The organism is Nisaea sp., from assembly GCF_034670185.1.
Classification (GTDB): Bacteria; Pseudomonadota; Alphaproteobacteria; order Thalassobaculales; family Thalassobaculaceae; genus Nisaea.
The window spans coordinates 807,661-832,426 of record NZ_JAXMNY010000002.1 but is presented as its reverse complement, the minus strand read 5'-3'; the positions used below and the strand labels follow the sequence as shown (position 1 = coordinate 832,426).

Sequence of the window (24,766 nt, the reverse complement as noted above, 5' to 3'; positions counted from 1 at the left end):
CCCGAAACAGAAAGGAGACGCGGATCATGAATGAAGTTCTGAACGTCAGCTACGACACCAAGATCCCGAACAACATCAACCTCTCCAGCGACCGCAAGGTTCTGAAGGCGCTGGAGCAGTGGCATCCGGGTTATATCGACTGGTGGATGGATCAGGGGCCGGAAGGCTTCCAGACCTCCGATGTCTATCTCCGGACAGCTGTCAGCGTTGATCCCAAAGGCTGGGCAAAGTTCGACTACGTGAAGATGCCCGACTATCGCTGGGGCATCCTGCTGGCACCGCAGGTCGAGAACCGGAAGATCGCCTTCGGCGAGCACAAGGGCGAGGATGTCTGGCACGAGATCCCGGGCGAATACCGCGCCATGCTGCGCCGCCTGGTGGTGATCCAGGGCGACACCGAGCCGGCCTCTGTCGAGCAGCAGCGTTTCCTTGGTGCCACAGCGCCGTCCCTCTATGACATGCGCAACCTGTTTCAGGTGAATGTCGAGGAAGGCCGGCACCTATGGGCCATGGTCTACCTGCTGCAGAAATATTTCGGCCGCGACGGCCGCGAGGAAGCGGGCGAGCTGCTCAACCGCCGTTCCGGCGACGGTGACAAGCCGCGCATGCTGGGTGCCTTCAACGAAGAAACCCCGGACTGGCTGTCCTTCTTCATGTTCACCTTCTTCACCGATCGTGACGGCAAGATGCAGCTTGAAAGCCTGGCCCAGTCCGGCTTCGATCCGCTGTCCCGGACCTGCCGCTTCATGCTGACCGAGGAAGCGCACCACATGTTCGTCGGCGAGACCGGCGTTGGCCGCACCGTGCAGCGGACCTGCGAGGCGATGCGCGCGGCCGGCATCGAGGACCCGTACGAGATCGAGAAAGTCCGCGCCCTCGGCGTGATCGACCTGCCGACCTTGCAGAAGAAGGCAAACCTGCACTTCTCGCTGTCCCTCGACCTGTTCGGCTCCGAGATCTCGACCAATGCGGCCAACGGCTACAATTCAGGCCTGAAGGGCCGTTTCCAGGAAGAACGGATCGATGACGACCACCGCCTTATCAATGACACCTACCCGGTACTGAAGCTGGTCGGCGGCGAGCTGAAGGTGGTCGACGAGCCAGCGCTGTCCGCTCTTAACGCGCGATTGCGGGACGATTACGTCCGGGATTGCCAGGGCGGCATCAATCGCTGGAACCGGATCATCAGCAAGGCCGGGATCAATTTCGAGATCACCCTGCCAAGCGTCGCCTTCCACCGCCATATCGGCGAGTTCCGCGATGTTCACACCACGCCGCAGGGTCAGGTGCTGAGCGACGGTGAATGGGGCGCGCGCCGGGACGAGTTCCTGCCGAACACCGAAGATGGCGATTATATCGCTTCGCTGATGACGTCGGTGAGCGAGCCGGGCAAGTTTGCCGGCTGGATCTCCGCCCCGCGTGTCGGCATAGACAACAAGCCGGGCGATTTCGAATACGTGAAAATCCACGACTGAGTTTCCCCGGGACTCCTCCCTTAGAAGACTCGGGCTGACCCGGGCCGCCATTTCGGCGGCCCGGGTTTTTTACGGTCAGTTATCCGCAGCAATCTGTCCCGGACTGGATCGGCGGGCAGGGGACCGTGCCGTAGGAGCAAAAGACGCAGCAATCGCCGCGTTTGGGTTTCAGGAGCGCGCCACATCCCTTGCAGTCATAGAAGAACTGGCACGCATCGGTTGGCATTTGCTCCGTCTCGCGGTGACCGCATTCCGGGCAAGTGATTGTCGATTCCAGGATCGTTTGCCTGCTGCTTGGCGCCATGTGTTTATCCCTGTGAAAACCAACCCCGCGTCCGGTTTGCAAACGCGACCAGCGACAACATCACCGGAACCTCGACCAGCACGCCGACCACGGTGGCCAGCGCGGCGCCGGAATGCAGGCCGAACAGGCTGATGGCGACGGCGACGGCGAGTTCGAAGAAGTTCGAGGTGCCGATCATGGCGCAAGGCGCGGCAACGTTGAACGGGACTTTCCAGGCCTTCGCCCAGCCATAGGCGATGGCGAAGATGCCGTAGGATTGCAGGATCAGGGGGATGGCGATGAGCAGGATCGTGAGCGGGTTTTCCAGCACGGTCTGGCCCTGAAAGCCGAACAGCAGGACGACGGTCGCCAGCAGGCCGAGCACGGAGACGGGTTTCACCCGGGCGGTGAAATCGTGGATGACCTGCTCCCCCGCATCGTGGTTCGCCGCCTTTGCGGTGAGCGCGCGCCGGGTCATGTATCCGGCGCCGAGCGGGATAACGACATAGAGCACGACCGAGAGCAGCAGGGTCTCCCACGGCACGGTCAGCTCCGTCACGCCGAGCAGCAGCCCGCAGATCGGCGCGAAGGCGATGATCATGATCAGGTCGTTGATGGAGACCTGGACCAGCGTGTAGGTCGGATCGCCCTTGGTGAGCGTGGACCAGACGAACACCATCGCGGTGCAGGGCGCGGCGCCGAGCAGGATCAGCCCGGCGATATATTGCTCCGCATCGGCGGCTGAAATCAGTCCGTCATACAGGTAGCGGAAGAACAGGATGCCCAGTGCCGCCATGGTGAAGGGCTTGACGATCCAGTTCACAACCAGGGTGATGACCAGTCCCTTGGGCCGGTCGCCGATGTTTTTCAGGCTTTCGAAATCGACGGCCACCATCATCGGATAGACCATTGCCCAGATCAGTACCGCGACGACGATATTGACCGAGGCATATTCCAACCCGGCCAGCACGGCGAACAGGCCGGGCGCCAGATTGCCAAGCAGTATCCCGGCTGCGATGCAGAGCGCGACCCAGAGAGAAAGCCATTTCTCGAAGAACCCGATGCCGCCCGGGGCAGCGACTGTTTCTGAACTCATGCGGTGTCGGGTCCTTCTGTTGGCCGTCAGGCGTTTTCGGGCGTCTTCGTAGCGCCAGCGATATCGTCCAGCCGCTTTTGCAGGGCGAGCTTGTCGAGCCTCTGGAGCGGCAGGTTGACGAAAATGTCGATCCGGGTGTTCAGCATCCGGAAGGTATCGGCGAAAGCAAAGCGTTTTTCCGCCTCGCTGCCCGCGACCGCCGCCGGATCGGGCACGCCCCAATGGGCCGTCATCGGCTGGCCCGGCCAGACCGGGCAGGTTTCCTTCGCGGCGTCGTCGCAGACCGTGAAGACGAAATCCATCGCCGGCGCGCCGGGGGCAGAGAATTCCTCCCAGCTCTTGGAGCGCAGTGTATCGAGCGTGTAATTCTGATTTCTCAGGAAGTCCGCCGCATAGGAATGGACTTCACCACGCGGCATGCTGCCGGCGCTGTAGGCCTGGAACCGGCCGGCCCCGGCGCGGTTCAGAATGGCTTCCGCCATGATGCTGCGGGCAGAATTGCCTGTGCAGAGAAAAAGAACGTTGAAGATCCTGTCGCCGGTCATTGCTCTGTCTCCGGAATGGCGCCGCAGAACGCGGCATTAGCGGAAAGGCCACCGCATATGTCCGGGTTTCCGTTACAGCAATCCTGTGTCAGGAATGTTAAAAGCTGCCGCATGGCGTCGATTTCGACCGAATAGAAGACATTCCGATGCTGCCGGCGTGCCTGGACCAGACCTGAACGCTCCAGCTGCGCGACATGGAATGAGAGGCTGGATCGGGAGACGCCGACCTGCTCCGCCAGATCCCCCGCCGAGATACCTGACGGTCCGGCCTGCATCAGCCTGCGATAGACCTGAAGCCTCGATTCCTGTGCCAGCGCACCAAGCGCGGTGATTGCGTCATGCTCATTCATTTCAATAATTCAAATATCATTGAAATGAGGGGGGTGTAAATTCTATTCTGCGGTCCTCGCGTCGCCGGGCATATGGTGGAGGGCGGGCGTGCATAACAGGAGCAGCGGATGACCGTGCGTGTTGCGATCAATGGTTTTGGCCGGATGGGGCGTCTTGGCGCGCGGGCTTGGTGGGGCCGTGACGGCTATGAGATCGTCGCGATCAACGATCCTGCCTTCACGCCGGAAATGGCGGCGCATCTTCTGGAATTCGATACGGTGCACCGGCGCTGGGACCGGCCCGTTGGCCATACCGGGAACGGCATCCTGATCGACGGCCGGGAGATCCCGCTGACCGGTCATGCCTCCCCGGCGGAAAGCGGCTGGAGCGGGGACGATATCGACATCGTTCTGGAATGCAGCGGGCGCTTCAAGACCGGCGCGGCACTGCAGTCCTATTACGACCGCGGCATCGCGAAGGTGATCGTCTCCGCCCCGGTCAAGGAAGCGGGCGCGCTGAATATCGTGATGGGCGTCAACCACCATCTCTACGATCCGGCGCAACATCATCTGCTGACGGCGGCCTCCTGCACGACGAACTGTCTCGCGCCTGTGGTGAAGGTAGTGCATGAGGGGATCGGTATCCGGCACGGCTCCATCACCACCATTCATGATGTGACCAACACCCAGACGATTGTTGATGGGCCACACAAGGATCTGCGCCGGGCACGCTCCGCCCTGAACGCGCTGATTCCGACCAGCACCGGCTCGGCAACGGCGATCGGCATCATCTATCCGGAGCTCAAGGGTCGGCTGGACGGCCATGCCGTGCGTGTGCCACTGCTCAATGCCTCCCTGACGGATTGTGTGTTCGAGCTGGAGCGGGAAAGCTCTGTGGAGGAGCTGAATGGCTTGTTCAAGACGGCGGCTGACGGCCCGCTGGCCGGTATCCTCGGCTTTGAGGAACGGCCTCTGGTCTCCACCGATTTCACCGACGATCCGCGCTCGGCCATCATCGACGGGCCGTCGACGATGGTGGTGAACGGCACGCAGGCGAAGATCTATGCCTGGTACGATAACGAGTGGGGCTATGTGAACCGGATGATGGAACTCGCCCGGCACGTGGCGGAACGGCTGTGACTTCGGGCGAAGAAGGCGCGGCCGGTTCCCGAGACGGGCGAACCTACGCGTCCGTGACCGCCGCCTATTGGGCCTTCACCCTGACGGACGGCGCGTTGCGCATGCTGGTGCTGCTGCATTTCCACCGGCTCGGCTTTACCCCGCTCGATATCGCCTTTCTGTTCCTGCTGTACGAGGCGATGGGGATCATCACCAATTTACTCGGCGGCTGGATCGGTGCGCGTTTCGGGTTGCGGATCACGCTCTTTGCCGGGCTGGCTGTGCAGATAGCGGCGCTGCTCATGCTCTCGTCCACGGATCCGGCCTGGACGGCGTTTTTCTCCGTCGGCTACGTGATGGTGGCGCAGGCCCTCTCTGGCGTGGCCAAGGATCTCACCAAGATGAGCTCCAAATCCGCCGTCAAGCTGGTGGTTGCATCGGAGGAGGCCGGATTGCTTTTCCGCTGGGTGGCGGTGTTGACCGGCTCCAAGAACGCGCTCAAGGGCGTCGGCTTTCTGCTCGGCGGGGTGATGCTGGAGGGGCTTGGCTTTACGCACGCGCTCTATGCCATGGCCGGGATGCTGGCCGTTGTCCTCGCTGCTGCTCTCTTAACCATCAAGGCGGATCTCGGCCGGGCGAAGACAAAGATCGTCAAGCGCGACCTGTTCGCCAAGACGCGGGAGATCAACTTCCTCTCCGCCGCCCGGATCTTTTTGTTCGCGTCCCGCGATGTATGGTTCGTCGTTGGCGTGCCGGTTTTTCTTTATGACCAGTTGGGCTGGTCTTTTGACCGGGTCGGTTTGTTCATGGCGGTCTGGGTGGTTGGCTATGGAATCGTGCAGGCGCTTGTGCCCCGGTTCCTCCGGCGGACGCGGGATGCCGGGTCGGCAGCGCGCGGTGCGGTGCTCTGGGGCTCTGTTTTGGCGCTGCTCCCGGCCATGATCGCGGCAGGGCTGACCCCCGGATGGATGCCTGCCGAATTTGGTGCAGGCGATGCCCCGGCCATCATTCTGGTTGGCGGGCTGCTCCTGTTCGGCGTGGTGTTCGCCATCAATTCAGCGCTGCATTCCTATCTGATCGTCGCTTACTCTGACGCGGACAAGGTGGCGCTGAATGTCGGCTTCTATTACATGGCGAACGCCGTCGGCCGGTTCGCCGGGACGCTTCTTTCCGGGCTGGTCTATCAGCTTGCCGGGCTGACGGCGACGCTCTGGGTCTCCGCCGCCATGGTGTTGCTGGCGGTCATGTTGACGATGCCGTTAGGGGACGGCAGGCAGGCTGTTCCAAACTCCGGATAAAGACCCGAGCGTCAGGAGCTGGGCTGCTGGATTACGCAGCCATACCAGCCGAGGCCTTCATATGTTTCGTAGCCGGGCGTCTTATGGAAGCCGACAACGGCTCCGTTGGGGAGGGTGTAGTGACCGCTGTCCAGGCCATCGGTCTTCAGATCGAACCGTTCGCTCAGAATGCCTTCCCGGTCGGATGCGGCGATGATGCGGAAATCGGCGTCGAGAAGCATGGCCCGGGAGCGGGCGGCTTCGGATTTCTCGAAGCGGACTCCCTCGACGATGGTCTGGGCCTGCGGCTCCCACTCGAAATGAATGCCCAGGACGCCGAGCACTGCGCCGTTGCTCTCGCCGCCTTCCCGGATCGCGGCCGCATAGGTGGCGGTCGGCTGTCCGTCGAGCTCCGTGCTCGTGGCAATATCGGCGACGGAATACTCATCCCCGTCGCGGGTCGCCATGGCATCGCGGAACCAGCCGGCGTTTGCGACAGAACGGTCGGCGACGTTGTAGCGCTCGGGCCGGCCATTGGCGATGACGGTCCCCTTCGCGTCGCAGATCCAGAGGTCGATATAGACGGTGTAGGCCGACAGGATTACGCCCAAGCGTTTCGATGCATAGGCGGCGGCTTCGTCGGACGGAGCAGCGAGGCAGTCAACAACGGCGCTGTCCGTTGCCCACCAACGTACGTCGCAGGTTCGTTCGAACAGGTTCCGGTCGATCAGTTCGACCGCGTTCAGGGACAGGTCGACAAGCCGCTGACCCTTGAGCTGATCCACAATCGAGCGCCCGATGGTTTCCAGCATTTCGGCCTTGCCGGAGAGTTCTGTCTGCAGTGCATCGGCGATCTGTTCGATCTCGACGGAAACGCCTTTGACCTCGTCGGCGACAACCGCGAAACCGCGCCCCAGCTCGCCCACCCGCGCGCTTTCGATCAGTGCGTTCAGGGCCAGCATCTTGGTCCGGCCGGTAATGGCATGGATTTCCGAGATCTTGGTTTCGGCCGTGTTCCGGACATCGGCGGTGAGTGTGACGATCTGTTCCGGGTCGGTGGTGGCGTCAGACGAGCTCATGAGGATATTCCCAGGGTATGGGGAGAAAGGCATGCTTTTGACAGAAGGCATTTTTAGCATATGCGTGATATCTAAGCAGAAAATCTAAATGCTTAATTAATAGTCAAGATGTCAATTCCACATTGCGAGCAAGCGACCTTTAGCTGGCTGTCTGCGACACGCAATTGGGGACGGGACCTAGCATGGTGCTTGGGCACAAATACGCGCTCCTGGGATAACAAGGCGTTGGAGGATGAGGCTGCGGACCTGCTCGGTCATGTCTTGCTGTTGGCGCACCGATACGACCTCGATCTCGATGCGGCCGTTCAGCGCAAATGGCGCTTTCAACTGTCGCCCTCCGGCAGCGCGGGCAGATAACGGGCGCCGATCACTTCTCCCTTCTCCAAATCCGGCTTGCGCCGCCGCCTCCCTTCGGGCCAGAGTTCCGGCGCCGAAAAACATACAAAGAAGCATCGCGAAAGCCGGTGCAGGGGAGTGAGGGATCATGGCTCAGGAGATCGTTCTGGCGGGCGGAAAGCGCACGCCGTTCGGGGATTTCGGGAAATCGCTGAAGGACATTCCGCTGACGGCGCTGGCAACCCATGCGGCCAGGGCCTGCGTGGAAGATGCCGAGATTTCGCCGGAAGAGATCGATCACGTGGTCTGGGGCAATGTCCTGCCGGTCGATCCGGACGGCTATTACACCGGCCGCGCGGCCGGTCTGAATCTTGGCATGAAGGACGAAAGCTGTGCTGTGCAGGTGAACCGGGCTTGCGGTTCCGGTACCCAGGCGATCCTGACCGCCGCGCAGCAGATCATGACCGGACACGGCAAGATCGCGTTGGCCGGTGGCGGTGAGAATTTCTCCCGCGCGCCTTTCGCCAACCAGAAGATGCGCTGGGGCGCCATCCGCGGCGCGCAGAGCTTCGAAGACACCATGGAATCCGTCTATAGCGATCCGTTCGGCCACGGCCTGATGGGGGCGACTGCCGAGAACCTCTCCGAGGATTTCCAGCATCGCCGCGAGGATATGGACGCCTGGGGGCTGATGAGCCAGCAGCGCGCCGGCAAGGCGATGGCGAGCGGTTTCCTCGCCCGGCAGATCGCGCCGATCGAGGTGCCGGAGGGCCGCAAGGGCACAAGGCTGATGAGCGAGGACGAGTTCCCGCGCCCGGAGATCACGCTGGAAAAGCTGGCGACTTTGAAGCCGGTCTTCCGCAAGGGCGGTCAGGTGACGCCGGGCAATTCCAGCGGCGTGACGGACGGTGCCGCCTTTGTGCTGGTCGGTGACCGGGCGGAGATGGAGGCCAAGGGCATTGAGCCCGTGGCCCGGATTGTCGACTGGACCATTGTCGGCGTCTCCCCGCGGATCATGGGCTGCGGTCCGGTGCCGGCGATCCGTGCGCTTTGGGAGAAGCGCGGCATGAAGGCATCCGACATCGACTATTACGAGATCAACGAGGCCTTCGCGGTGGTGAACCTGCATGCGGAGAAGGAGCTTGGGATCGGTCGCGACGTGACGAATCTCTATGGTGGGGGCATCTCCATCGGTCACCCGCCGGGCGCCACCGGGGTGCGGATGACCATAACCGCCATGCACCACCTTCAGGAGTCGGGGCAGCGTTATGCCTGCATCTCCATGTGCATGGGCGCGGGCCAGGGCATGGCCGTGCTGATCGAAAATCTCGCCGTCTGATCCTGGAGCTTCCCATGTCTGTTGACCTTACCGGGTCTTTTGACCTTACCGGCAAGGTGGCGCTGGTCACCGGCGCCAGCCAGGGCCTTGGCGCCCGTTTCGCGGAGACACTGGCGGCCAGCGGTGCAGCCGTAGCCGTGGCCGCACGCCAGGTGGCCAAGCTGCAGGAACTGGCGGAGCGGATTCGCGCTGCCGGTGGCACCGCCCATGCGGTGGCCATGGATGTCACCGACCCGGCCTCCGTCGCGGCGGCCGTCGAGGATGCGGAGGCCGCGCTCGGCCCGCTCGATGTGCTGGTCAACAATGCCGGGATCGCCGTGCAGAAGCCGTTCCTTGAGATGAGCCCCGAGGATTACGATCAGGTTCTCGACACCAATCTGAAAGGCTGTTTCCTGGTTGGCCAGGCAGCGGCCCGGCGGATGAAGGAGAGCGGTGGCGGCTCGATCATCAATATCTCCTCGGTACTCGGGACCGAAGTGATCGGCGCGCTCTCGACCTATTGTGCGTCGAAAGGCGGGCTGCTGCAGCTCAACCGGGCCATGGCGCTGGAGCTGAGCCGTTATGGCATCCGGGTGAACGCCATCGCGCCGGGCTATATCGAAACGCCGATCAACAGCGGCTTTTTCAAGACCGAACCCGGCCAGAAAATGGTCAGGACGATCCCGCAACGTCGGCTCGGCCAGCCGGACGATCTTGATGGCGCGCTGCTGCTGCTGGCGTCCGACCAAGGGGCCTACATGACCGGCTCGGTCGTCACCGTCGATGGCGGCTTCGTCTTGCGCTAGGGCGAGGCAAACCGGATGACGGACTTTCTGATACGCGACCGGGATCTCGGCTTCCTGCTGCATGAGCATCTCGGGATCGACAGGCTGCTTGACCGTCCCCGGTTCGAGGGGCAGGGGCGGGAGAGCTACGATGCGATCCTGGAGACGGCCCGCCGTATCGCGGCCGATAAGTTCCGTCCGCACAACCGCGCTTCCGACCTCGACGATCCGCGTATCGAGAATGGCCGGGTGGTTGTCCACCCGGAGATCGGCCCCGCTATCGCCGCCTTCAGCGAAGCCGGTTTCGCCGCCGCCCATCACGACGAGGCGCTCGGCGGCATGCAGTTGCCCTGGGTGGTGACGCAGGCCGCCTTCGCCTATTTCCAGGCTGCCAATCTCGCCACCGTCGCCTATCCCTTCCTGACCATCGCCGCCGGTAACCTGATCGCCGCACACGGCACGGAAAGCCAGAAGGCGCAGTTCCTGCCGCCGCTGATGGATGGCCGCTTCTTTGGCACGATGATGCTGTCGGAGCCGCATGCCGGCTCCTCGCTCTCCGACGTTCGCACCACGGCGTCTCCACGTGACGACGGCAGCTATGCTCTCACCGGCACCAAGATGTGGATCTCCGGCGGTGAGCACGAGCTTGCGGAAAATATCGTTCATCTTGTTCTGGCCCGGACGCCGGACGCGCCGGTGGGGGTGAAGGGGCTCTCGCTCTTTCTGGTGCCGCGTTACCGGCTGGACGGAGACGGTAATCCGGGGGCCGAGAATGGCGTTGTTCTTGCCGGGCTCAATCACAAGATGGGCTATCGCGGCACTGTCAACACGGTGATCAATCTTGGCGAGGAGGTGCCCTGCATCGGCGAGCTGATCGGCACAGAGCATCGCGGTTTGACCTACATGTTCCACATGATGAACGAGGCTCGGATCGGTGTCGGCTCAGGTGCCGTAGCATTGGCCTATACAGGCTATCTGCACAGCCTCGACTATGCCCGGACGCGCCCGCAGGGCCGGCATCCCGACGGGAAGGACCCCGCAAGCCCGCAGATCCCGCTGATCGAGCATGCGGACATTCGGCGGATGTTGCTGTTGCAGAAGGCGGTGGCCGAGGGCGGGCTGGCGCTCTGCCTGGAAGCGGCGCTGCTGGTGGACGATCAGCGGACGCATCCCGACGAGGCCGCACGCCGCGATGCCGGGCTGCTGCTCGATTTTCTGACCCCTGTTCTGAAATCCTTCCTCTCCGACCGGGCGCTGGAGGCGAACGATGCGGCGATCCAGATTCATGGCGGCGCCGGATATACGCGGGATTTCCCGGTCGAGCAGTTCTGGCGGGACAATCGGCTGAACCCGATCCACGAGGGCGCGAACGGTATCCAGGCGATTGACCTGATGGGCCGAAAGCTCGGACAGGCAGATGGCCGTTCTTTCACTCTCTTTCTGGACGGCATTGCTGAAACGGTGATGGCCGCGCGCGCCGTTGATACTCTGGCCGGGCATGCGGGGGATCTCGAGGAGATGACGGACCGGTTCCGGAAGCTTGCCGAACAGCTTCTTCCGGCGCTCCGGCAAGAGCCGCGCTGCGTGCTGGCGAACGCGGCGGCCTTCATGGAGGCGGCGGGATATATCACCCTCGCCCGTTCTTGGCTGGCGCAGGCCGTTACGGCCGAGCGGTCGTTGCCGGCGGCGGACAGTGCGGAAGAACGGGCCTTTCTCAACGGCAAGATCGAGACCTGCGGCTTTGTCTTCGCCTGGCTGCTGCCCCGCGCGGCGCCGGCGCTCGGCCTGCTCGAATCCGGTGACGATACGGTCTTTCGCATGTCCGCTGACGGTTTTTAGTCGGGTTCGCTTGAACGGGCGCGACGGAGCCTATACGAAATCGGGCAACGAGTTTCAGATACCAAGCCGTTCGAGGAGGATGGGATGTCAGTGAACAAAATCGGCGTCATCGGCGCCGGGATGATGGGCTCCGAAATTGCCCTGGTCTTCGCCATGGCTGGCAAGAACGTGGTGATGATGGAGCCGGAGCAGGCGCGTCTGGACAAGGCAATGGCCGGACTCCAGAAGACGCTCGAATCCGGTGTCGCCCGGAAGTTCTGGGCGGAAGAGGACATGGCGGCGGCGCTGTCGAACATTTCCACCGCCACGGACGTCTCCGGGTTCGGCGACCGCGATCTGGTGATCGAGGCCGTGTTCGAGGACGAAGAGGTGAAGGCCGCTGTCTATAAAGAGCTGGACGCGGTCTGCAAGGATGATGCGATCATCGCGTCGAACACCTCCAGCATCTCGATCACCGTGCTGGCTTCCTATTTCTCCGAGAAGCGCCAGTCCCGTTTCCTCGGCCTGCATTTCTTCTCTCCAGTCAGCCGCATGAAGCTGGTCGAGGTGATCCGCGGCATGGACACGGACGATACGGTGATCGCCGCCGCTCGTGATGTCTGCATCGAGGCCGGTAAGACCCCGATTGACGTGAAGGACGTGGTTGGATTTGCCGTCAATCGTATCCTCTTCGCCATGTGGGACGAGGTGCTGCGGCTTGCCGAGGAAGGTGCCTGCACGCCGGAAGATATCGATATCGGCTGCAAGCTGGGCCTCGGCCATCCGGTCGGCCCGTTCGAGCTGATGGACAATATCTCCAACAGCCTGAACCTGCAGGTTGCCGAGATCCTGCATGAAGCCTATGGCGAGCGCTTCAACCCGCGCCCGATCCTGCGTCAGATGGTGAAAGCCGGCCGCACCGGCCGCCGCGCTGGTCGGGGCTGGTACCGCTACGACGAAAAAGGCAAGCGGGTCGCCTGACTCACGCAAGACCTTTAAGGTTTTAGACGGGCGGTCCTTGTGGCCGCCTGTTTTGCTTCGGCGTCTGTCCCGGTGCGCTGAAAAGGGCTTTATCCTGCTAGGCCTCCCGGCCCATGATCAAAGAAAACCCGGAAGGGAAGGGGCGAGACGGTGCAATCAATCCGGCGTGGCGAGACGACACTGAGAACGCCGAACATCACGGCAGCGGCTCAGGAAGAACTTGAGGCGGCCGGCAGCGATGCGGACAGGATCGAATCCGTCGCATCACTGATCCATGGCGCTTTCACAGATTATTACGGCCGTTTCAGAGCCATCGCGACCCTCGCCAAGACGGCTTTCGAAGCGCGGGACTGGCCGGCTTCTCTCGCGTTGAGCCAGGAGCGGCTCGGCATTTATGGTGCGACCGTCAATGCGCTGGTGCCAGTGATCCTGCTGCATTGCCCGGAAGTCCAGGGTAAGGACGCTTTCTGGGCGGAGGTGGAAGACCAGTATCTGCCTCTGATCGACGGGCTCTATCATGCAGACCTCGCCTATGCGTTTCTCAATTCAGTGCGGCGTCAGGTGCATGCGGATATGTGGCGCGCCTCGACCTATTCCAGCGCCCGCGCTCGGGATGAGCAAAAAGTGCCGCATCCCGTTGTCACCCGATTGTTCGATATCGAGAGGCCGGTTGACGGCGCGCAGCTTGTTCCTGTGCTGACTCTGGCCGGGTTTTCACGGTCCTGGCGCAATCTTGCGGCGGATGCTGACGCAGTCGCGGCTCGTATTCTAGAAGCCGTCCCGGAGGCGGGCCGGATCGACGGGATCGAGATGGCGGATGCCGGGTTCTATCGGAACCGGGGCGCCTATCTCGTCGGCCGGATCTTGCGTGACGGTCTGGAGCCTGTTCCGCTTGGTATTGCGTTGCTGAATGAGGCGGAGGGGATTTTGGTCGACGCGGTCATTCTCGGCTCGGATGACCTGCAATATGTCTTCAGCTCGACGCTGGCCAATTTTCATGTGACGGCCGAGCACTATCATGAGATGGCGGCCTTTCTGTTCGCTCTGATGCCCGACCGGCCGCACGGCCTGCAATATTCCACCATCGGCTATAATCATATCGGCAAGGTCGCCGTGATCAGGCAGATCGAGGACGAGCTGAAGGCATCCGGAGAGACGCTGGATTATGCCGTCGGCTCCCGGGGCACTGTCGCTATCGGATTTTCGGCGCCCTCCCTCGGCTATGTCGCCAAGGTGATCAGGGACCATCCGACCGCGGGCTACAAATGGGGTGTGTTTCCGGGTGTCCGTTCCGTGCTGCAGAAATACAGCCGGGTGCACGAGATCAACCGGGCCGGCTCCATGCTGGACAACATCATCTATTACAACGTCACCCTGCCGGCGGATTACTTCACCGACACGTTGCGCCAGGAGATCCTGGAGGCGGCGGGCGACAACGTGATCCAGACCGGGGCGGGGCTGCTGTTTCGCCACCTGATCGTGCAGATCAAGATGATTCCGTTTCCGGTCTTTCTGGAGAGTGCCACGGAGGAAGAGGCCGAAGTCGCGATCCTCAATCTCGGCCAGTGCATCGCCAACAATGCCGCGGCGAATATCTTCAACAAGGATCTCGACGGCCGGAATTACGGGATCAGCGGTATCCGCAAAGTTTATCTCTTTGATTACGACGCCATTGAGGATCTGACCGACGTCAAGGTGCGGACCAATCAGGACCGATTCGATGGCGAGGAGGATATTCCGGACTGGTTCTTCGAGGAGGGCGTGATCTTTCTGCCCGAGGAGCTGGAAACGCATCTCAGGATCGAGAACCGTCGTCTCCGGCGTGTTTTCCGGGAAGCCCACGGCGATCTTCTGACGCTGGAATACTGGACGGAAATGCAGGACCGCCTGAATAGCGGCCAGGTCCCGAGGCTGACACCTTATCGCGAGGAGTGCCGACTATCCTCAGAATCATAATGGGGTAACAGTGATGCGGTAGCCGTGATGGGGCTACCAGCGATAGTCACCCTCGCGCTGGTACTTGCCGCCCTTGGGGAGCTTGTCCTGCCGCCGGCGGTCTGGACCTGCATAACCGTCTGACTTCACGAACGGACGGGCGTCGGAAAGCACAGTCAGGATTGTCCGCTGCAGATTTTTGAAGTCGACCGGCTTGGCAACAAACGCACTCGCGCCGTCATCCCGGGCCTTGAGGACCGATTCCCTGCTGGCGTGCTGGGTGACGAGAATGACGGGAACATAGGGGTTCGTGACGTTCGGGTCGTGGCGGATGCGATGCAGGATGTCCCAGCCGTTCATCGGCTGCATTTCAAGATCGGTGATGACGAGGTCGTAATGCCGCCTGGTCAGGTCCTTGAGGGCAAGCTCGCCGTTCTCGCGTTCGGTGACGTCGTCAAACAGAAGATGCTCCAGAAATGTTCGTATGAGCAGCCTGGTTGGCTGGTCATCTTCCACGATCATCACCCGAAGGGCACGCAGATCTTCTTTTGAAAGCTTTGTCATCTGTTGCGTCCAAGCCTTTATTCAGCCTGAACGTTATATAGCGCGAGAAAAGTTAATATTCAGTGTGGGCGGCGCGCATGATCGTATTCAAGCCACGGAACGCTGGCTTGAAACCCGCTGCATACGGGGGAATTCTGGGGGGAATTATGAAATGGCGCGCCCGGGAAGATTCGAACTCCCGACCTCTTGATTCGTAGTCAAGTGCTCTATCCAGCTGAGCTACGGGCGCCCCTTGGGAGCATGGCGCCCCCGAAGGAGGCCGGAACATACTCAAGCCTAATTGGAAACGCAAGCGCTTATCTTACGGAATCGTTTGGGAAAACAACTTGTAGGCCCGATTGGCATTGGTTACTATCCCTACGAATTTCGCGGCTTGCGGCTACCATCAGTGGGGGACTGCGTCAGCAAGCTTATTCCTACCGTCTTCAACCCGTACCGGTCGGGGGTAGACGGAGGCGGGGCTCCTACCCGAAAGGGCGGATCGCCGGGGCTCATTGCTAGGGGGGTCGGCATTGGTTGGTCGGACGGATCTACCTGAAACCGCGGCAAACATAACACCTATTTACAAGGTGACAGCGTCCTATGATTCTTAATCGCTCGTCGCTCGTTGTTCTGGGCGCAATGGTTCTCCTTCTCGGAGGCTGTTCTTTTTCATCCGACGCTTTGTGGCCGAGCCTTTCTGGCGAAGCTCCGGCCGGAGCCGCTCAGACATCCGGGCAAGTGCCTGGCCAGGTGGCGATTCAGCCGTCTGCCGGCGAACTCGCAGGCCAGCCACTCAGTGCCAGTGGGCAGCAGCAACTTAGTTTGAACAATACGAACTTCGAAGTGCAGCCGCCCAGACCGGGAGCCGCAACAGGCACCTTCGTCGGCAACAAGGTGGTGCAGCTCCGGGATGACCTGCGGCGTTTGCAGGAATCCATACGGAGCCATAACGGTGATTTGCAGACTGTCCGTCAGAGGACGATCGGCAATGCGCAGACCTATCACCTGTCCGTTGCGACCATCCGCTCGCGGCTGCAGGTAGGCACCACGCCGGGCAATCCGGTGCTGGTCTCTTCCTGGAACGAATCGCAGCGTTTGCTCGAACAGGTGAATGCCGATATCGGCGACATGAACGATCTTTCTAACCGTGTTGCTGCTGACGCCGCGCTGTCGACCTACCTGCTCGACGCCACGCGTGCTGCCTTCGGCCTCTCCGGTGCTGTTGACGAAGACCACCGTCAGCTGGAAGTGCTTGAGGATGACGTCAACCGCACCGTTGTGCTGGTTGACCGGTTGCTGACCGAGCTGAGCGACGATATTCGCCGTCAGAGCCGTTATGTTGCAACCGAACGGAACGATCTGAACACGTTGGCTCTCGCTATCAAGAACGGTGAGTTCTTCGGCACCAGCCTCGCCTCCCGTACCTACGGAATGGGCAGTGCCTCGGCAACGGCGACTCCGACAGTTCAAAGTCGTGGCCTGAGTTCCGCCACCGGATCTCGGCGGCCCCTCGTGGTGATCCGCTTCGACCGGAACAACGTGAACTATCAGCAGGCGCTCTACACTGCCGTCAGCCGGGCTCTGGAACGTCGCCCGGATGCGTCCTTCGACCTTGTGGCGGTGTCCCCGTCCGGTGGCTCGTCGGCGCAGGCAGCGCTCGACACCAGCAAGGCGCGGAAGAACGCGCAGGATGTCCTTCGTGCCCTGACCGATATGGGGCTGCCGCCGAGCCGGGTGGCTCTGTCAGCGACAACTGCCAGCGACACGTCGAGCAACGAGGTTCGTCTGTTCGTCCGCTAGCCGGGAACATAAGAGTTAAAAAAGCGCCGTCCGGTCTTCGGGCGGCGCTTTTTCTATGTGCGAAATGTGTCACGCCGGGTTCGGTGTGTCGTCCGTCAGATTGACCCGGGCCGAAGCGATATTCACGTCGGAGAACGATAGTGGGAGCGAATCGGACGCGGAGCGGTCATGGCATTCAGCGTTGCGGAATTCCGCCGACCGGGCTATGTCGCCACATCTCTGTACGCTGTTGATGGGTGCGCGCCATGCCGAGTGACGATCAGGCTTCTTTTAACAAGTCCTTCCCGGTCAGCTGGGAAGAGCTTCACCGAACCGCAAAGGCCCTGGCCTGGCGGCTGACAGAAGTAGGTCCCTTTGACGGAATCGTTGCCATCACACGCGGCGGGCTGGTCCCTGCAGCCGTTGTGGCGCGTGAGCTGAACATCCGGATTATCGACACGGTCAGCGCCGCATCCTACGGCGTCGATGGCTCCGACCAGGAGCGCGGTACCATCCGCATGATGAAAACATGTGACATCGCGGGTGATGGCACAGGCTGGCTGATTGTCGATGATCTGGTCGATACCGGTGAGACGGCGAAGGCTGTGCGGGCATTGCTGCCGAAAGCTCATTTTGCGACGGTTTATGCCAAGCCTGCCGGCCGGCCGCTGGTCGATACTTTCGTGACCGAGGTCAGCCAGGATACCTGGATTCATTTCCCCTGGGATCTGGAGCCGCGCCCGGTTGAGCCGATCTCCTCGCTGCGACGTTAAAGAGCTCCGTCGCTAGAGACTGTGGCGCTAAAGGGCTTCGGCGAGTTCGTCGAGTTGCTCTTCATCCTCGATTCGCACCCGGGATCCGTGCTCGACGGAAATAAGCTTCTTTTTCTTGAGTTGGGTAATGGTCCGGCTGACCGTTTCTGTGGTCAGGCCGAGATAATCTGCGATGTCCGTTCGGGTCATAGGCACGGAAACCGGATTCGCGGGCAAATGGCGCTTCACCTGACGGGCTGAAAGCCCTCGGAAGAAGGAAGCAACGCGCTCCGCAGCGGTTTTCCGGCCAAGCAGGACGATCTGCTCCTGCATCAGGGTCATTTCCTCGGACGCACGGGCGAACAGCCGATGCTCAAGCGTCGGGATTTCCTTCAACAGGGCCTCGAGTTTGGACCGTGGGAAGCGGCAGAGTGTTACGGGCGTTATCGCTTCAGCGCCAAAGCCATAAGCGTCGCGATGGGACACGCCGAGAAAATCGCCTGGAAAAAGGAATCCCGTCACCGACCGGCGGCCATCGGCCAGTAATTTGTAGAGCCGGACAGCGCCTGTTGTCAGCGTGTAGACATAGTCCGCAGCTTCACCTTCATCGACAATCGGATCGCCGGCCGCCAACTCAACGGAAGACAGGATGCCGGTAAGCCGTTGCACTTCTTCCGCCCGGAGTGCACCGCAGATTGCGAGATCACGGATATCGCAATCATCGCACGGCGAGCCTGTTGCCGCGGTTGCGCTATTTTCTCCCGAGATGCTTTGCATCCGATGCTCCGGTCCATGCCAGTCGAGGGATCCATGATCGATCCGGTGGCTATGACTGACCCAACACTAACGTTTTCGTGCCCCGGGTGGAAGATGCTCGACGTGCGTTATTACGCTGCGTGGGCACTTCCGCGCGATTGCCCCGAAGTCGGGCATGGTAACTCGCAGCGGAAACCGCTGCCTGTTGTTCCGGTGTGAGCGAGGAAAAGCGCGCCACCATGAGCGCGTGCGATGTCACGCGCAATGGCCAGACCGAGCCCGGAGCCACCGCCATTGCCGGATAACTGGAAAGGCAGAAACAGTTTCTCGCGAATAGGCTCCGGTATGCCGGGGCCGTCATCCTCGAACAGAAGTGTCAGCGTTCCGCCATCATGTTCGAAGCCGATATGGAAACGGGACGCTCCGGCGCGGGCCGCGTTCGAGGCCAGGTTGGCGAAAATCCGGTAAATCTGGTCGGGGTCGACCGATATGAACACGTTGGGGGGCTCGTCGGTCTCGATGGCCAGATGGCCCTCTCCTATCGACGTCTTCAATTCCGGGATGATGTCGTCGAGCAAGGCCTTCAGCGTGAGGCGTTCGGTCATCAGGGGAACCGATTCCTGTGTGAAGTTGAGGGTGTCCGAGCAGAGTTTGACCGCCCGATCGATTGTCCTGAGGAAGGGCGGCACCGCTTTGCGGACGAACGGGTCCGAACTTTCGGCGAAGCGGTCGGAAACCAGCGTGGCGGTGGCCAGCATATTACGCAGATCGTGGTTGATCTTGTTCACCGCCGTGCCGAGCGTCGCAAGCCGCATGTTTTGCCGGAGCGCCTGGCGGACGCCCTGTTTCATCTCCGCGAGTTCGCGGACAGCGATGCCGATTTCGTCCCGCCTGTCGGAGGCAGGCAGATCGGATGTCGGATCTTCCGGACGTTGGCGGAAGGCGATCATGCTGCTGGTGATGCGTTGCATGGGAAGCACCATCAGCCAGCGCAGGGAAAGGAAGACAAGGGCCGCGGTGAAAAGCGAGATGACCACCGAGAGCGTGAGGATGCGCCAGGAGAAATCCAGCATATCCATGTGCATCGGCCGCTCGTCAATCAGCATGGTGACAAAGATCTCGGGGTCTCGCGGAGACTGGCCGTGCAACCGGACGATCCGGTTGCGGGTCTGTGCCAGGGTATCGAACGCATCGAGGATCAGGGTCAGAACGCCGGTGCTTCTGAGATCAACGGCAATATCCGGTTCCGGTACCACGGCCCGCCGGAGCATTGGCATGAAATTGGATTCGTCGTTTGCCACGACGCTGTAGGCGTCCACATGGTCCAGCAACTGGCGCGCCAGCATCTCTGTGACCATACCGTCCGGCGCCGCCTTGACGGACAGTGCGGCGAGGTGGCCCTCCGCCAGCTTCTCCTGCAGATAGCTCAGCCGATACCGCGAAATCGACGGGGTGTAGATCAGCACCTCCGCCACCATGATGAAAAACACCGTCAGCAGCAGGAGCCGGAAAGAGAGACTGTTAGCAAAGCCCAGCATATACACATGTCCGTCGACGTAACCTGCGGGGCAAGCTTACCCGAAGGCGGCGAGGAAGCGGACGATTTTGCGCATGCGCGGGCTGAACAGTGTTTCCGTGAAGAAAGAACCGGCGGCCCGCTTGCCGATTTCCCCGAGGGTCGGGTAGGCGACGATCGATGAAGCGACCGCGCCGATCTTGATCTTCTGTGAGATCACCATGGCCCAGGTCTGGATCAGGTCCCCGGCGTTCTTGCCGACGATGGTCGCGCCCAGCACCCGTCCGTTTTTCAGGGTCATCACCTTGATGAAGCCGTTTGTCGCGCGCTCGGCCCTGGCCCGGTCATTCTCCTGATAGGGCCATTTCAGCACCCGCAGCTTCTCGCCGTGCTGCGCGCGCGCCTCCCGCTCCAGCAAGCCGACATGGGCAAGCTCGGGGTCGGTATAGGTGACGCGGGGTACAGCGCTGTGGTCGGCTTTCGCAGGCATGCGGAAGAGAGCGCTGCGGATCACGATGCTGGCGTGATACCCGGCGACATGGGTGAATTGCAGGCCGCCCGCGACATCGCCGATGGCGTAGATCTTCCGGTTGCTGGTCTTGAGGCCTGCATCGACCTCGATCCCGGCCCTGCCGTACTTGATCCCGGCGGCCTCCAGGCCGAGTCCTTGGATATTCGGGCTGCGACCGGCGGCCATGAGGAGGTGGCTGCCCTCGATCTGCTGCTGTGCGCCGTCCTGCTCGATGGAAATCCGGACGGATCCCCCGGAGCCGTCAGTCCGTTTCACCATGGCGCCTTCGAGAAGGGTGACGCCGATCTCCTTCAGGTGGGTGCGCAAGACCTCCGCGGCTTCTTCGTCTTCATTGCCGAGCAGGCGGGCGGCTTCGATCAGTGTCACGTCCGCGCCGAGATTGCGGTGCGCTTCGGCCAGTTCGCAGCCGATTGGGCCACCGCCAACGATGAGCAGGTGATCCGGACGTTCGGTCAGGTCGAAAATGGTTTCGTTGGTCAGGTAGGGAGTGCTGTCGAGACCGGCGATGGGCGGGATCATGGCGCTGGACCCGGTCGCGATCACGAAACGCCGGGCACAGACCCGGACGCCCCCGCCGGTCACCGTGCGGGCATCCGTGAATGTAGCCTGCGCCTGGACAACCCGGACGCCCAGTTCTTCGAAGCGCTCGACGGAATCATGCGGCTCGATCCCGGCGATCACGTCACGGACATGGTCGTGGACCTGCCGAAAATCGATTTCCGGCTCCGGTAAGGTCACGCCGAACTTTGCTGCCCCACGTGCCGCCGCTGCGGCGTGACCGGCCGCAAGCATGGCCTTGGAGGGAACGCATCCATAGTTCAGGCAATCCCCGCCCATCAGGCCCCGCTCGAACAGGACGACCGAGGCGCCCATCTGCACGGCGCCGGCGGCGACGGACAATCCGCCCGAGCCTCCGCCGATCACGCAGATATCCGCCGATATTTCCTGTTCGGCATTCATGGAGTCGGGGGCGTTCGTCTTCATCGCTCTCTGGATACTCCTCGGTATATAGTCGCGGACTCACAGCTCGAGCTGCGGCAGTTCATCCGCGGAAACCCATTCAGGGCATCTATGTCGCGCACTGGTCGAGGCACAACCAGTCACCTTGGCGTGAGGAAATGCCGGGGTGAGCCGATCGGTCGCCGCAATTATGTGACATAGAGTGCGCACCTGCGTTGACTCGGGCAGGGCAAAACTATATACAGCCCGGCACTCGCGAGATTGCTATATTTTACGTCGACGGAGACTTCCCGTGAAACGCACCTATCAGCCCAGCGTACTCGTACGCAAGCGCCGTCATGGCTTTCGGTCCCGCATGGCGACCGTTGGCGGCCGTCATGTTATTCGCAACCGGCGCTCCAAAGGCCGCAAGCGTCTGTCCGCCTAAATGCTGCTGCCCGGCCGGATTGGCCGGGTCGCTTGCATTTCAGAAAGCTCTTTTGCCATGCGCAATCCGTCCTCAGGAACGTTGGAGCGCCTGCAAAAGCGCAGCCAGTTCCTCACGATTGCCCGGACAGGCCGCAAGGCCGTTACGCAAGGGATTGTCCTGCAAGCCCGCCCGCTTGAGCCCGGTCACGAGACCGAGATCAAGGTTGGCTATACTGCCAGCCGTAAAGTTGGCGGGTCGGTTCAGCGGAACCGGGCAAGACGAAGGCTGAGAGCCGTGGTTCATGATGTAATGAACGCGATGGCGAAACCGGGGCATGAATTTGTCCTGATTGCCCGAGCGAATACCCTGACCCGCTCCTATAACGGCCTGCTAGCCGACCTTAAACGCGCGCTCGGCAAGGTGGATGCCCTCAAGCAGGAGGTTCGGACGTGACTTCCGTCACCGGCTCCCCGCTTGCATGGTTGCTCCGCGGGCTTATCTTCTTCTATCGCTACATGATTTCCCCGTTTCTCGGGACTAATTGCCGTTTCGAGCCGAGCTGTTCCCGCTATGGACTCGACGCAATCGAAAGCCACGGTGCCGTTCGCGGCGGCTGGCTTACCGTAAAACGGATTCTGCGCTGTCATCCCTGGGGCGGCTGTGGCTATGATCCCGTCCCCGAGCGGGATGGGGCCGCTTGCCAACTGCATCACAATTGTCGGGCCGAACAATGAACGAGCAAAAAAACCTGATTTTCGCCGTCGTACTGTCAGTGGCGATCCTGGTCGGGTTTCAGTTTTTCTATGAAGTTCCGAAGGTCGAGCAAGAGCAGGCCCGTCAGGCCGAACTCACGGCTTCCGGGACAACCGACTCTTCCGCAGCGCCCTCGGCGTCGAACGTTCCGTCCGGTGCGCCGGTCGGTGGTGGGTCCCTGCCGGGCGGCACCAAGATGTCGGCTGAGGATGCGGTCAAGGCACGGCGCGCAATCGCGGCAGACCCGAAACGGATCAAGATCGAAGCGCCAGGCATGCGCGGCACGATCTCGACCGTGGGGGCCCGGATCGACGATACGGTTCTGACCCACTACCGCGAGAGCCTGGACAAGAACAGCGACGATATTCATCTGCTGAAACCTGTCGGTGTTCCGAAATCCTACTACGCCGAGTTTGGCTGGGTTCCGGAAGCAGAGGGTACCCTGGTGCCGAATGCAAAGACCGTGTGGGCTGCTGATAGCGACACGCTGAGCCCGAATCAGCCGGTCACGCTGACCTGGGACAATGGCGCGGGCCTGGTCTTCGAGCGTACCTACGCCATCGACAACCAGTTCATGTTCTCCGTGACGCAGAAGGTGCGGAACAGCGGCAATGCGCCGGTGACGCTCTTCCCGTATGGACTGCTTTCCCGTGGTGGCACGCCGCTGACGGCAGGATTTTATATCCTCCATGAAGGTCCGCTCGGCGTTTTTGACGAGACCCTGAAGGAAGTCGATTACGACGATCTGCAGGAGGACGGTGACGTTGAGGTTGCGGCGACCGGCGGCTGGATCGGTATTACCGACAAATACTGGCTGGCCGCTCTGGTGCCGGCCCAGGACGAAGCCGTCAAATACCGCTTCATGCACATGATCCGGCAGCAGGATGACCGCTACCAGACGGATTACCTCGGTTCCGCCAGGGCGATCCCGGCGGGCGGTGTGGTTGAATCCGAAGTGCACCTCTTTGCCGGTGCCAAAGAGGTCAAGCTGCTGGACAAGTACGAAGCCGAATACGGCATCGCAAACTTCGATCTGGCTGTGGACTTCGGCTGGTTCTACTTCCTGACCAAGCCGTTCTTCTATGCGCTGTCATGGCTGCATGGGGTGGTCGGTAACTTCGGCATCGCCATCCTGATCTTTACGGTCGCGGTCAAGGCGGTGTTCTTCCCGCTGGCCAACAAGTCCTACAAGTCGATGGCGAAGATGCGCGAGCTGACGCCGAAGATGCAGGCCCTGCGTGAGCAATATGGCGACGACAAGCAGCGCCTGAACCAGGAAATGATGGGGCTCTACAAGAAGGAGAAGGTCAATCCGGCCTCCGGCTGTCTGCCGATCCTCGTGCAGATTCCGGTCTTCTTCGCGCTCTATAAGGTGCTGTTCGTTTCCATCGAAATGCGCCACGCGCCGTTCTATGGCTGGATCCATGATCTGTCCGCGCCGGATCCGACCACGCTCTTCAATTTCTTCGGTCTGATCCCGTGGACGCCGCCGGAGTTCATCCCGATGATCGGTGTCTGGCCGATCCTGATGGGGCTGACCATGTTCCTGCAGCAGAGACTGAACCCGCAGCCGGCCGATCCGATTCAGGCCAAGGTGTTTATGTTCCTGCCGATCTTCTTCACCTTCCTGCTGGCGAATTTCCCGGCTGGTCTGGTGATCTACTGGGCCTGGAACAACCTGCTTTCGATTGCCCAGCAGCGGCTCATCATGTGGCGCATGGGCGTCAAGTAGGAGTGTGATGACCGAAGAGCTGAGCCCCGAAGAACTGGAAGTTGGCCGTCACCTGTTTGCCCAGGAATGCGGTTTTGTGTGGGGCGCGGCACGGCTAGACCAGTTGCCGGAAGCCACCATGCCGGAAATCGCCTTTGCCGGGCGTTCAAATGTGGGCAAGTCGAGTCTGGTGAACGCATTGACCGGCCGCAAGACGCTGGCACGCACATCGAACACGCCGGGGCGGACCCAGCAGCTCAACTTCTTCAATCTGGGTAACCGGTTGATGATCGTGGATCTGCCGGGCTACGGCTATGCGAAGGTTTCCAAGACCACGGTTGAGGCCTGGAATCGCACCCTGCGTCAGTTTCTGAAGGGCCGTACGGTGCTGCAGCGCGTGCTGTTGCTGGTGGATTCCCGCCACGGCCTCAAGGACACGGACCGCGAGATGATGGACATGCTGGACCAGGCGGCGGTCTCCTATCAGGTCGTTCTGACCAAGGTCGACAAGCCTAAAAAACCTGAGCTGGATGCGATCGTGGCGGAGACGGAGGCGGAGCTTCGAAAGCACGTCGCCGCGCATCCGGTGATCGTCTGCACCAGTGCCGATAAGGGAACGGGCATACCTGAACTGAGAGCGGGACTCGCCGCGCTGGCGGACTGAGCAGCTCAGGAC

Annotated in this window: 25 protein-coding genes and 1 tRNA gene; 16 read left to right on the top strand and 10 right to left on the bottom strand. The window is 61.5% G+C overall.

Annotated features, from left to right (window positions below; translation table 11 throughout):
• Positions 1 to 26: 26 nt before the first annotated feature.
• The gene (gene boxB, locus VOI22_RS13550; protein ID WP_323796990.1) at positions 27 to 1,475 is read left to right on the top strand and encodes a benzoyl-CoA 2,3-epoxidase subunit BoxB; all 1,449 of its coding nucleotides are present in this window, start codon (positions 27 to 29) and stop codon (positions 1,473 to 1,475) included.
• A gap of 79 nt (positions 1,476 to 1,554) precedes the next feature.
• Here the strand turns inward: boxB and VOI22_RS13545 are convergent, their stop codons facing one another.
• Genes VOI22_RS13545 through VOI22_RS13530 form a run of 4 tightly spaced genes read right to left on the bottom strand, consistent with a single transcriptional unit; the run spans position 1,555 to position 3,749 of the window.
• Positions 1,555 to 1,779 (bottom strand): GDCCVxC domain-containing (seleno)protein, encoded by a 225-nt coding sequence (locus VOI22_RS13545; protein ID WP_323796989.1) that lies wholly within the window; start codon positions 1,777 to 1,779, stop codon positions 1,555 to 1,557.
• Positions 1,780 to 1,783: 4 nt separating this feature from the next.
• Complete coding sequence (gene arsB / locus VOI22_RS13540; protein WP_323796988.1) at positions 1,784 to 2,854, bottom strand: ACR3 family arsenite efflux transporter; 1,071 nt, start codon at positions 2,852 to 2,854, stop codon at positions 1,784 to 1,786.
• Positions 2,855 to 2,880: 26 nt separating this feature from the next.
• Positions 2,881 to 3,399, bottom strand: coding sequence for an arsenate reductase ArsC (locus tag VOI22_RS13535; protein ID WP_323796986.1), 519 nt, complete (start codon positions 3,397 to 3,399; stop codon positions 2,881 to 2,883).
• The gene (locus tag VOI22_RS13530; RefSeq protein WP_323796985.1) at positions 3,396 to 3,749 is read right to left on the bottom strand and encodes a metalloregulator ArsR/SmtB family transcription factor; all 354 of its coding nucleotides are present in this window, start codon (positions 3,747 to 3,749) and stop codon (positions 3,396 to 3,398) included. The genes VOI22_RS13535 and VOI22_RS13530 overlap by 4 nt, the downstream gene beginning before the upstream one ends.
• Before the next feature lie 108 nt (positions 3,750 to 3,857).
• On the opposite strand from VOI22_RS13530, the gene VOI22_RS13525 reads away from it, so the two are divergent.
• Positions 3,858 to 4,868 (top strand): ArsJ-associated glyceraldehyde-3-phosphate dehydrogenase, encoded by a 1,011-nt coding sequence (locus tag VOI22_RS13525; RefSeq protein ID WP_323796984.1) that lies wholly within the window; start codon positions 3,858 to 3,860, stop codon positions 4,866 to 4,868.
• Positions 4,865 to 6,145 (top strand): organoarsenical effux MFS transporter ArsJ, encoded by a 1,281-nt coding sequence (arsJ, locus tag VOI22_RS13520; RefSeq protein ID WP_323796983.1) that lies wholly within the window; start codon positions 4,865 to 4,867, stop codon positions 6,143 to 6,145. The genes VOI22_RS13525 and arsJ overlap by 4 nt, the downstream gene beginning before the upstream one ends.
• Positions 6,146 to 6,156: 11 nt before the next feature.
• Here arsJ and VOI22_RS13515 read toward each other — a convergent pair whose 3' ends face one another.
• On the bottom strand, positions 6,157 to 7,203 hold the full coding sequence (locus VOI22_RS13515; protein WP_323796982.1) for a methyl-accepting chemotaxis protein: 1,047 nt from the start codon (positions 7,201 to 7,203) through the stop codon (positions 6,157 to 6,159).
• 189 nt (positions 7,204 to 7,392) lie between these two features.
• Between VOI22_RS13515 and VOI22_RS13510 the strand changes: the two genes are divergently transcribed.
• From VOI22_RS13510 to VOI22_RS13485, 6 genes are all read left to right on the top strand, one after another.
• A complete protein-coding gene (locus VOI22_RS13510) occupies positions 7,393 to 7,560 on the top strand; it encodes a hypothetical protein (protein ID WP_323796981.1) in 168 nt (55 codons plus the stop codon).
• A gap of 127 nt (positions 7,561 to 7,687) precedes the next feature.
• Positions 7,688 to 8,878 carry a thiolase family protein gene (locus tag VOI22_RS13505; RefSeq protein WP_323796980.1) on the top strand — a complete coding sequence of 397 codons (1,191 nt, stop codon included), beginning with the start codon at positions 7,688 to 7,690 and terminating at the stop codon, positions 8,876 to 8,878.
• A gap of 14 nt (positions 8,879 to 8,892) precedes the next feature.
• Entirely contained in the window at positions 8,893 to 9,663 is a 771-nt protein-coding gene (locus VOI22_RS13500; protein WP_323796979.1) for a glucose 1-dehydrogenase, read from the top strand.
• Positions 9,664 to 9,678: 15 nt separating this feature from the next.
• On the top strand, positions 9,679 to 11,481 hold the full coding sequence (locus tag VOI22_RS13495; protein ID WP_323796978.1) for an acyl-CoA dehydrogenase: 1,803 nt from the start codon (positions 9,679 to 9,681) through the stop codon (positions 11,479 to 11,481).
• 84 nt (positions 11,482 to 11,565) lie between these two features.
• Positions 11,566 to 12,441: a 3-hydroxyacyl-CoA dehydrogenase family protein gene (locus VOI22_RS13490; RefSeq protein WP_323796977.1), complete on the top strand. Its 876-nt coding sequence runs from the start codon at positions 11,566 to 11,568 to the stop codon at positions 12,439 to 12,441.
• Between the two features lie 150 nt (positions 12,442 to 12,591).
• A complete protein-coding gene (locus tag VOI22_RS13485) occupies positions 12,592 to 14,397 on the top strand; it encodes an isocitrate dehydrogenase kinase/phosphatase AceK regulatory subunit (RefSeq protein ID WP_323796976.1) in 1,806 nt (601 codons plus the stop codon).
• Positions 14,398 to 14,430: 33 nt separating this feature from the next.
• On the opposite strand, the gene VOI22_RS13480 is transcribed toward VOI22_RS13485, so the two are convergent.
• Both VOI22_RS13480 and VOI22_RS13475 read right to left on the bottom strand, forming a co-directional pair.
• Positions 14,431 to 14,940, bottom strand: coding sequence for a response regulator (locus tag VOI22_RS13480; RefSeq protein WP_323796975.1), 510 nt, complete (start codon positions 14,938 to 14,940; stop codon positions 14,431 to 14,433).
• 152 nt (positions 14,941 to 15,092) lie between these two features.
• Positions 15,093 to 15,169: transfer RNA gene (locus VOI22_RS13475), tRNA-Arg, on the bottom strand.
• 575 nt (positions 15,170 to 15,744) lie between these two features.
• Here VOI22_RS13475 and VOI22_RS13470 point away from each other — a divergent pair.
• Both VOI22_RS13470 and gpt read left to right on the top strand, forming a co-directional pair.
• Positions 15,745 to 16,722, top strand: a complete 978-nt coding sequence (locus VOI22_RS13470; protein ID WP_323796974.1) for a hypothetical protein — start codon at positions 15,745 to 15,747, stop codon at positions 16,720 to 16,722.
• A gap of 245 nt (positions 16,723 to 16,967) precedes the next feature.
• Entirely contained in the window at positions 16,968 to 17,474 is a 507-nt protein-coding gene (gene gpt, locus VOI22_RS13465; protein ID WP_028467495.1) for a xanthine phosphoribosyltransferase, read from the top strand.
• A 27-nt stretch (positions 17,475 to 17,501) separates the two neighbouring features.
• On the opposite strand, the gene VOI22_RS13460 is transcribed toward gpt, so the two are convergent.
• The 3 genes from VOI22_RS13460 to VOI22_RS13450 form a co-directional block, all read right to left on the bottom strand.
• A complete protein-coding gene (locus VOI22_RS13460; RefSeq protein WP_323796973.1) occupies positions 17,502 to 18,230 on the bottom strand; it encodes a Crp/Fnr family transcriptional regulator in 729 nt (242 codons plus the stop codon).
• A gap of 110 nt (positions 18,231 to 18,340) precedes the next feature.
• On the bottom strand, positions 18,341 to 19,747 hold the full coding sequence (locus tag VOI22_RS13455) for a HAMP domain-containing sensor histidine kinase (protein ID WP_323796972.1): 1,407 nt from the start codon (positions 19,745 to 19,747) through the stop codon (positions 18,341 to 18,343).
• 36 nt (positions 19,748 to 19,783) lie between these two features.
• A complete protein-coding gene (locus tag VOI22_RS13450) occupies positions 19,784 to 21,241 on the bottom strand; it encodes a dihydrolipoyl dehydrogenase family protein (RefSeq protein WP_323796971.1) in 1,458 nt (485 codons plus the stop codon).
• Positions 21,242 to 21,509: 268 nt separating this feature from the next.
• Between VOI22_RS13450 and rpmH the strand changes: the two genes are divergently transcribed.
• The 5 genes from rpmH to yihA are packed head-to-tail and all read left to right on the top strand — an operon-like array spanning position 21,510 to position 24,754.
• Positions 21,510 to 21,644, top strand: a complete 135-nt coding sequence (gene rpmH, locus VOI22_RS13445; RefSeq protein WP_028467499.1) for a 50S ribosomal protein L34 — start codon at positions 21,510 to 21,512, stop codon at positions 21,642 to 21,644.
• 57 nt (positions 21,645 to 21,701) lie between these two features.
• A complete protein-coding gene (gene rnpA, locus VOI22_RS13440; RefSeq protein WP_028467500.1) occupies positions 21,702 to 22,079 on the top strand; it encodes a ribonuclease P protein component in 378 nt (125 codons plus the stop codon).
• Positions 22,076 to 22,360 (top strand): membrane protein insertion efficiency factor YidD, encoded by a 285-nt coding sequence (yidD, locus tag VOI22_RS13435; RefSeq protein WP_323796970.1) that lies wholly within the window; start codon positions 22,076 to 22,078, stop codon positions 22,358 to 22,360. The genes rnpA and yidD overlap by 4 nt, the downstream gene beginning before the upstream one ends.
• On the top strand, positions 22,357 to 24,111 hold the full coding sequence (yidC, locus tag VOI22_RS13430; RefSeq protein WP_323796969.1) for a membrane protein insertase YidC: 1,755 nt from the start codon (positions 22,357 to 22,359) through the stop codon (positions 24,109 to 24,111). Before yidD ends, yidC begins: the two co-directional genes overlap by 4 nt.
• Positions 24,112 to 24,118: 7 nt before the next feature.
• Positions 24,119 to 24,754, top strand: a complete 636-nt coding sequence (yihA, locus tag VOI22_RS13425) for a ribosome biogenesis GTP-binding protein YihA/YsxC (RefSeq protein WP_028467502.1) — start codon at positions 24,119 to 24,121, stop codon at positions 24,752 to 24,754.
• The last annotated feature ends 12 nt before the right edge of the window (positions 24,755 to 24,766 follow it).

Bases quoted from the DNA above. Each gene is read 5' to 3' on its own strand.
- VOI22_RS13480 (WP_323796975.1), bottom strand. From the start codon at position 14,940: ATGACAAAGCTTTCAAAAGAAGATCTGCGTGCCCTTCGGGTGATGATC.
- rnpA (WP_028467500.1), top strand. From the start codon at position 21,702: ATGCGCAATCCGTCCTCAGGAACGTTGGAGCGCCTGCAAAAGCGCAGC.
- VOI22_RS13500 (WP_323796979.1), top strand. From the start codon at position 8,893: ATGTCTGTTGACCTTACCGGGTCTTTTGACCTTACCGGCAAGGTGGCG.
- VOI22_RS13535 (WP_323796986.1), bottom strand. From the start codon at position 3,399: ATGACCGGCGACAGGATCTTCAACGTTCTTTTTCTCTGCACAGGCAAT.
- VOI22_RS13515 (WP_323796982.1), bottom strand. From the start codon at position 7,203: ATGAGCTCGTCTGACGCCACCACCGACCCGGAACAGATCGTCACACTC.
- VOI22_RS13505 (WP_323796980.1), top strand. From the start codon at position 7,688: ATGGCTCAGGAGATCGTTCTGGCGGGCGGAAAGCGCACGCCGTTCGGG.
- arsB (WP_323796988.1), bottom strand. From the start codon at position 2,854: ATGAGTTCAGAAACAGTCGCTGCCCCGGGCGGCATCGGGTTCTTCGAG.
- VOI22_RS13525 (WP_323796984.1), top strand. From the start codon at position 3,858: ATGACCGTGCGTGTTGCGATCAATGGTTTTGGCCGGATGGGGCGTCTT.
- VOI22_RS13545 (WP_323796989.1), bottom strand. From the start codon at position 1,779: ATGGCGCCAAGCAGCAGGCAAACGATCCTGGAATCGACAATCACTTGC.
- VOI22_RS13495 (WP_323796978.1), top strand. From the start codon at position 9,679: ATGACGGACTTTCTGATACGCGACCGGGATCTCGGCTTCCTGCTGCAT.
- boxB (WP_323796990.1), top strand. From the start codon at position 27: ATGAATGAAGTTCTGAACGTCAGCTACGACACCAAGATCCCGAACAAC.
- yihA (WP_028467502.1), top strand. From the start codon at position 24,119: ATGACCGAAGAGCTGAGCCCCGAAGAACTGGAAGTTGGCCGTCACCTG.
- gpt (WP_028467495.1), top strand. From the start codon at position 16,968: ATGCCGAGTGACGATCAGGCTTCTTTTAACAAGTCCTTCCCGGTCAGC.
- VOI22_RS13450 (WP_323796971.1), bottom strand. From the start codon at position 21,241: ATGAAGACGAACGCCCCCGACTCCATGAATGCCGAACAGGAAATATCG.
- yidC (WP_323796969.1), top strand. From the start codon at position 22,357: ATGAACGAGCAAAAAAACCTGATTTTCGCCGTCGTACTGTCAGTGGCG.
- VOI22_RS13455 (WP_323796972.1), bottom strand. From the start codon at position 19,747: ATGCTGGGCTTTGCTAACAGTCTCTCTTTCCGGCTCCTGCTGCTGACG.
- VOI22_RS13490 (WP_323796977.1), top strand. From the start codon at position 11,566: ATGTCAGTGAACAAAATCGGCGTCATCGGCGCCGGGATGATGGGCTCC.
- VOI22_RS13460 (WP_323796973.1), bottom strand. From the start codon at position 18,230: ATGCAAAGCATCTCGGGAGAAAATAGCGCAACCGCGGCAACAGGCTCG.
- VOI22_RS13530 (WP_323796985.1), bottom strand. From the start codon at position 3,749: ATGAATGAGCATGACGCAATCACCGCGCTTGGTGCGCTGGCACAGGAA.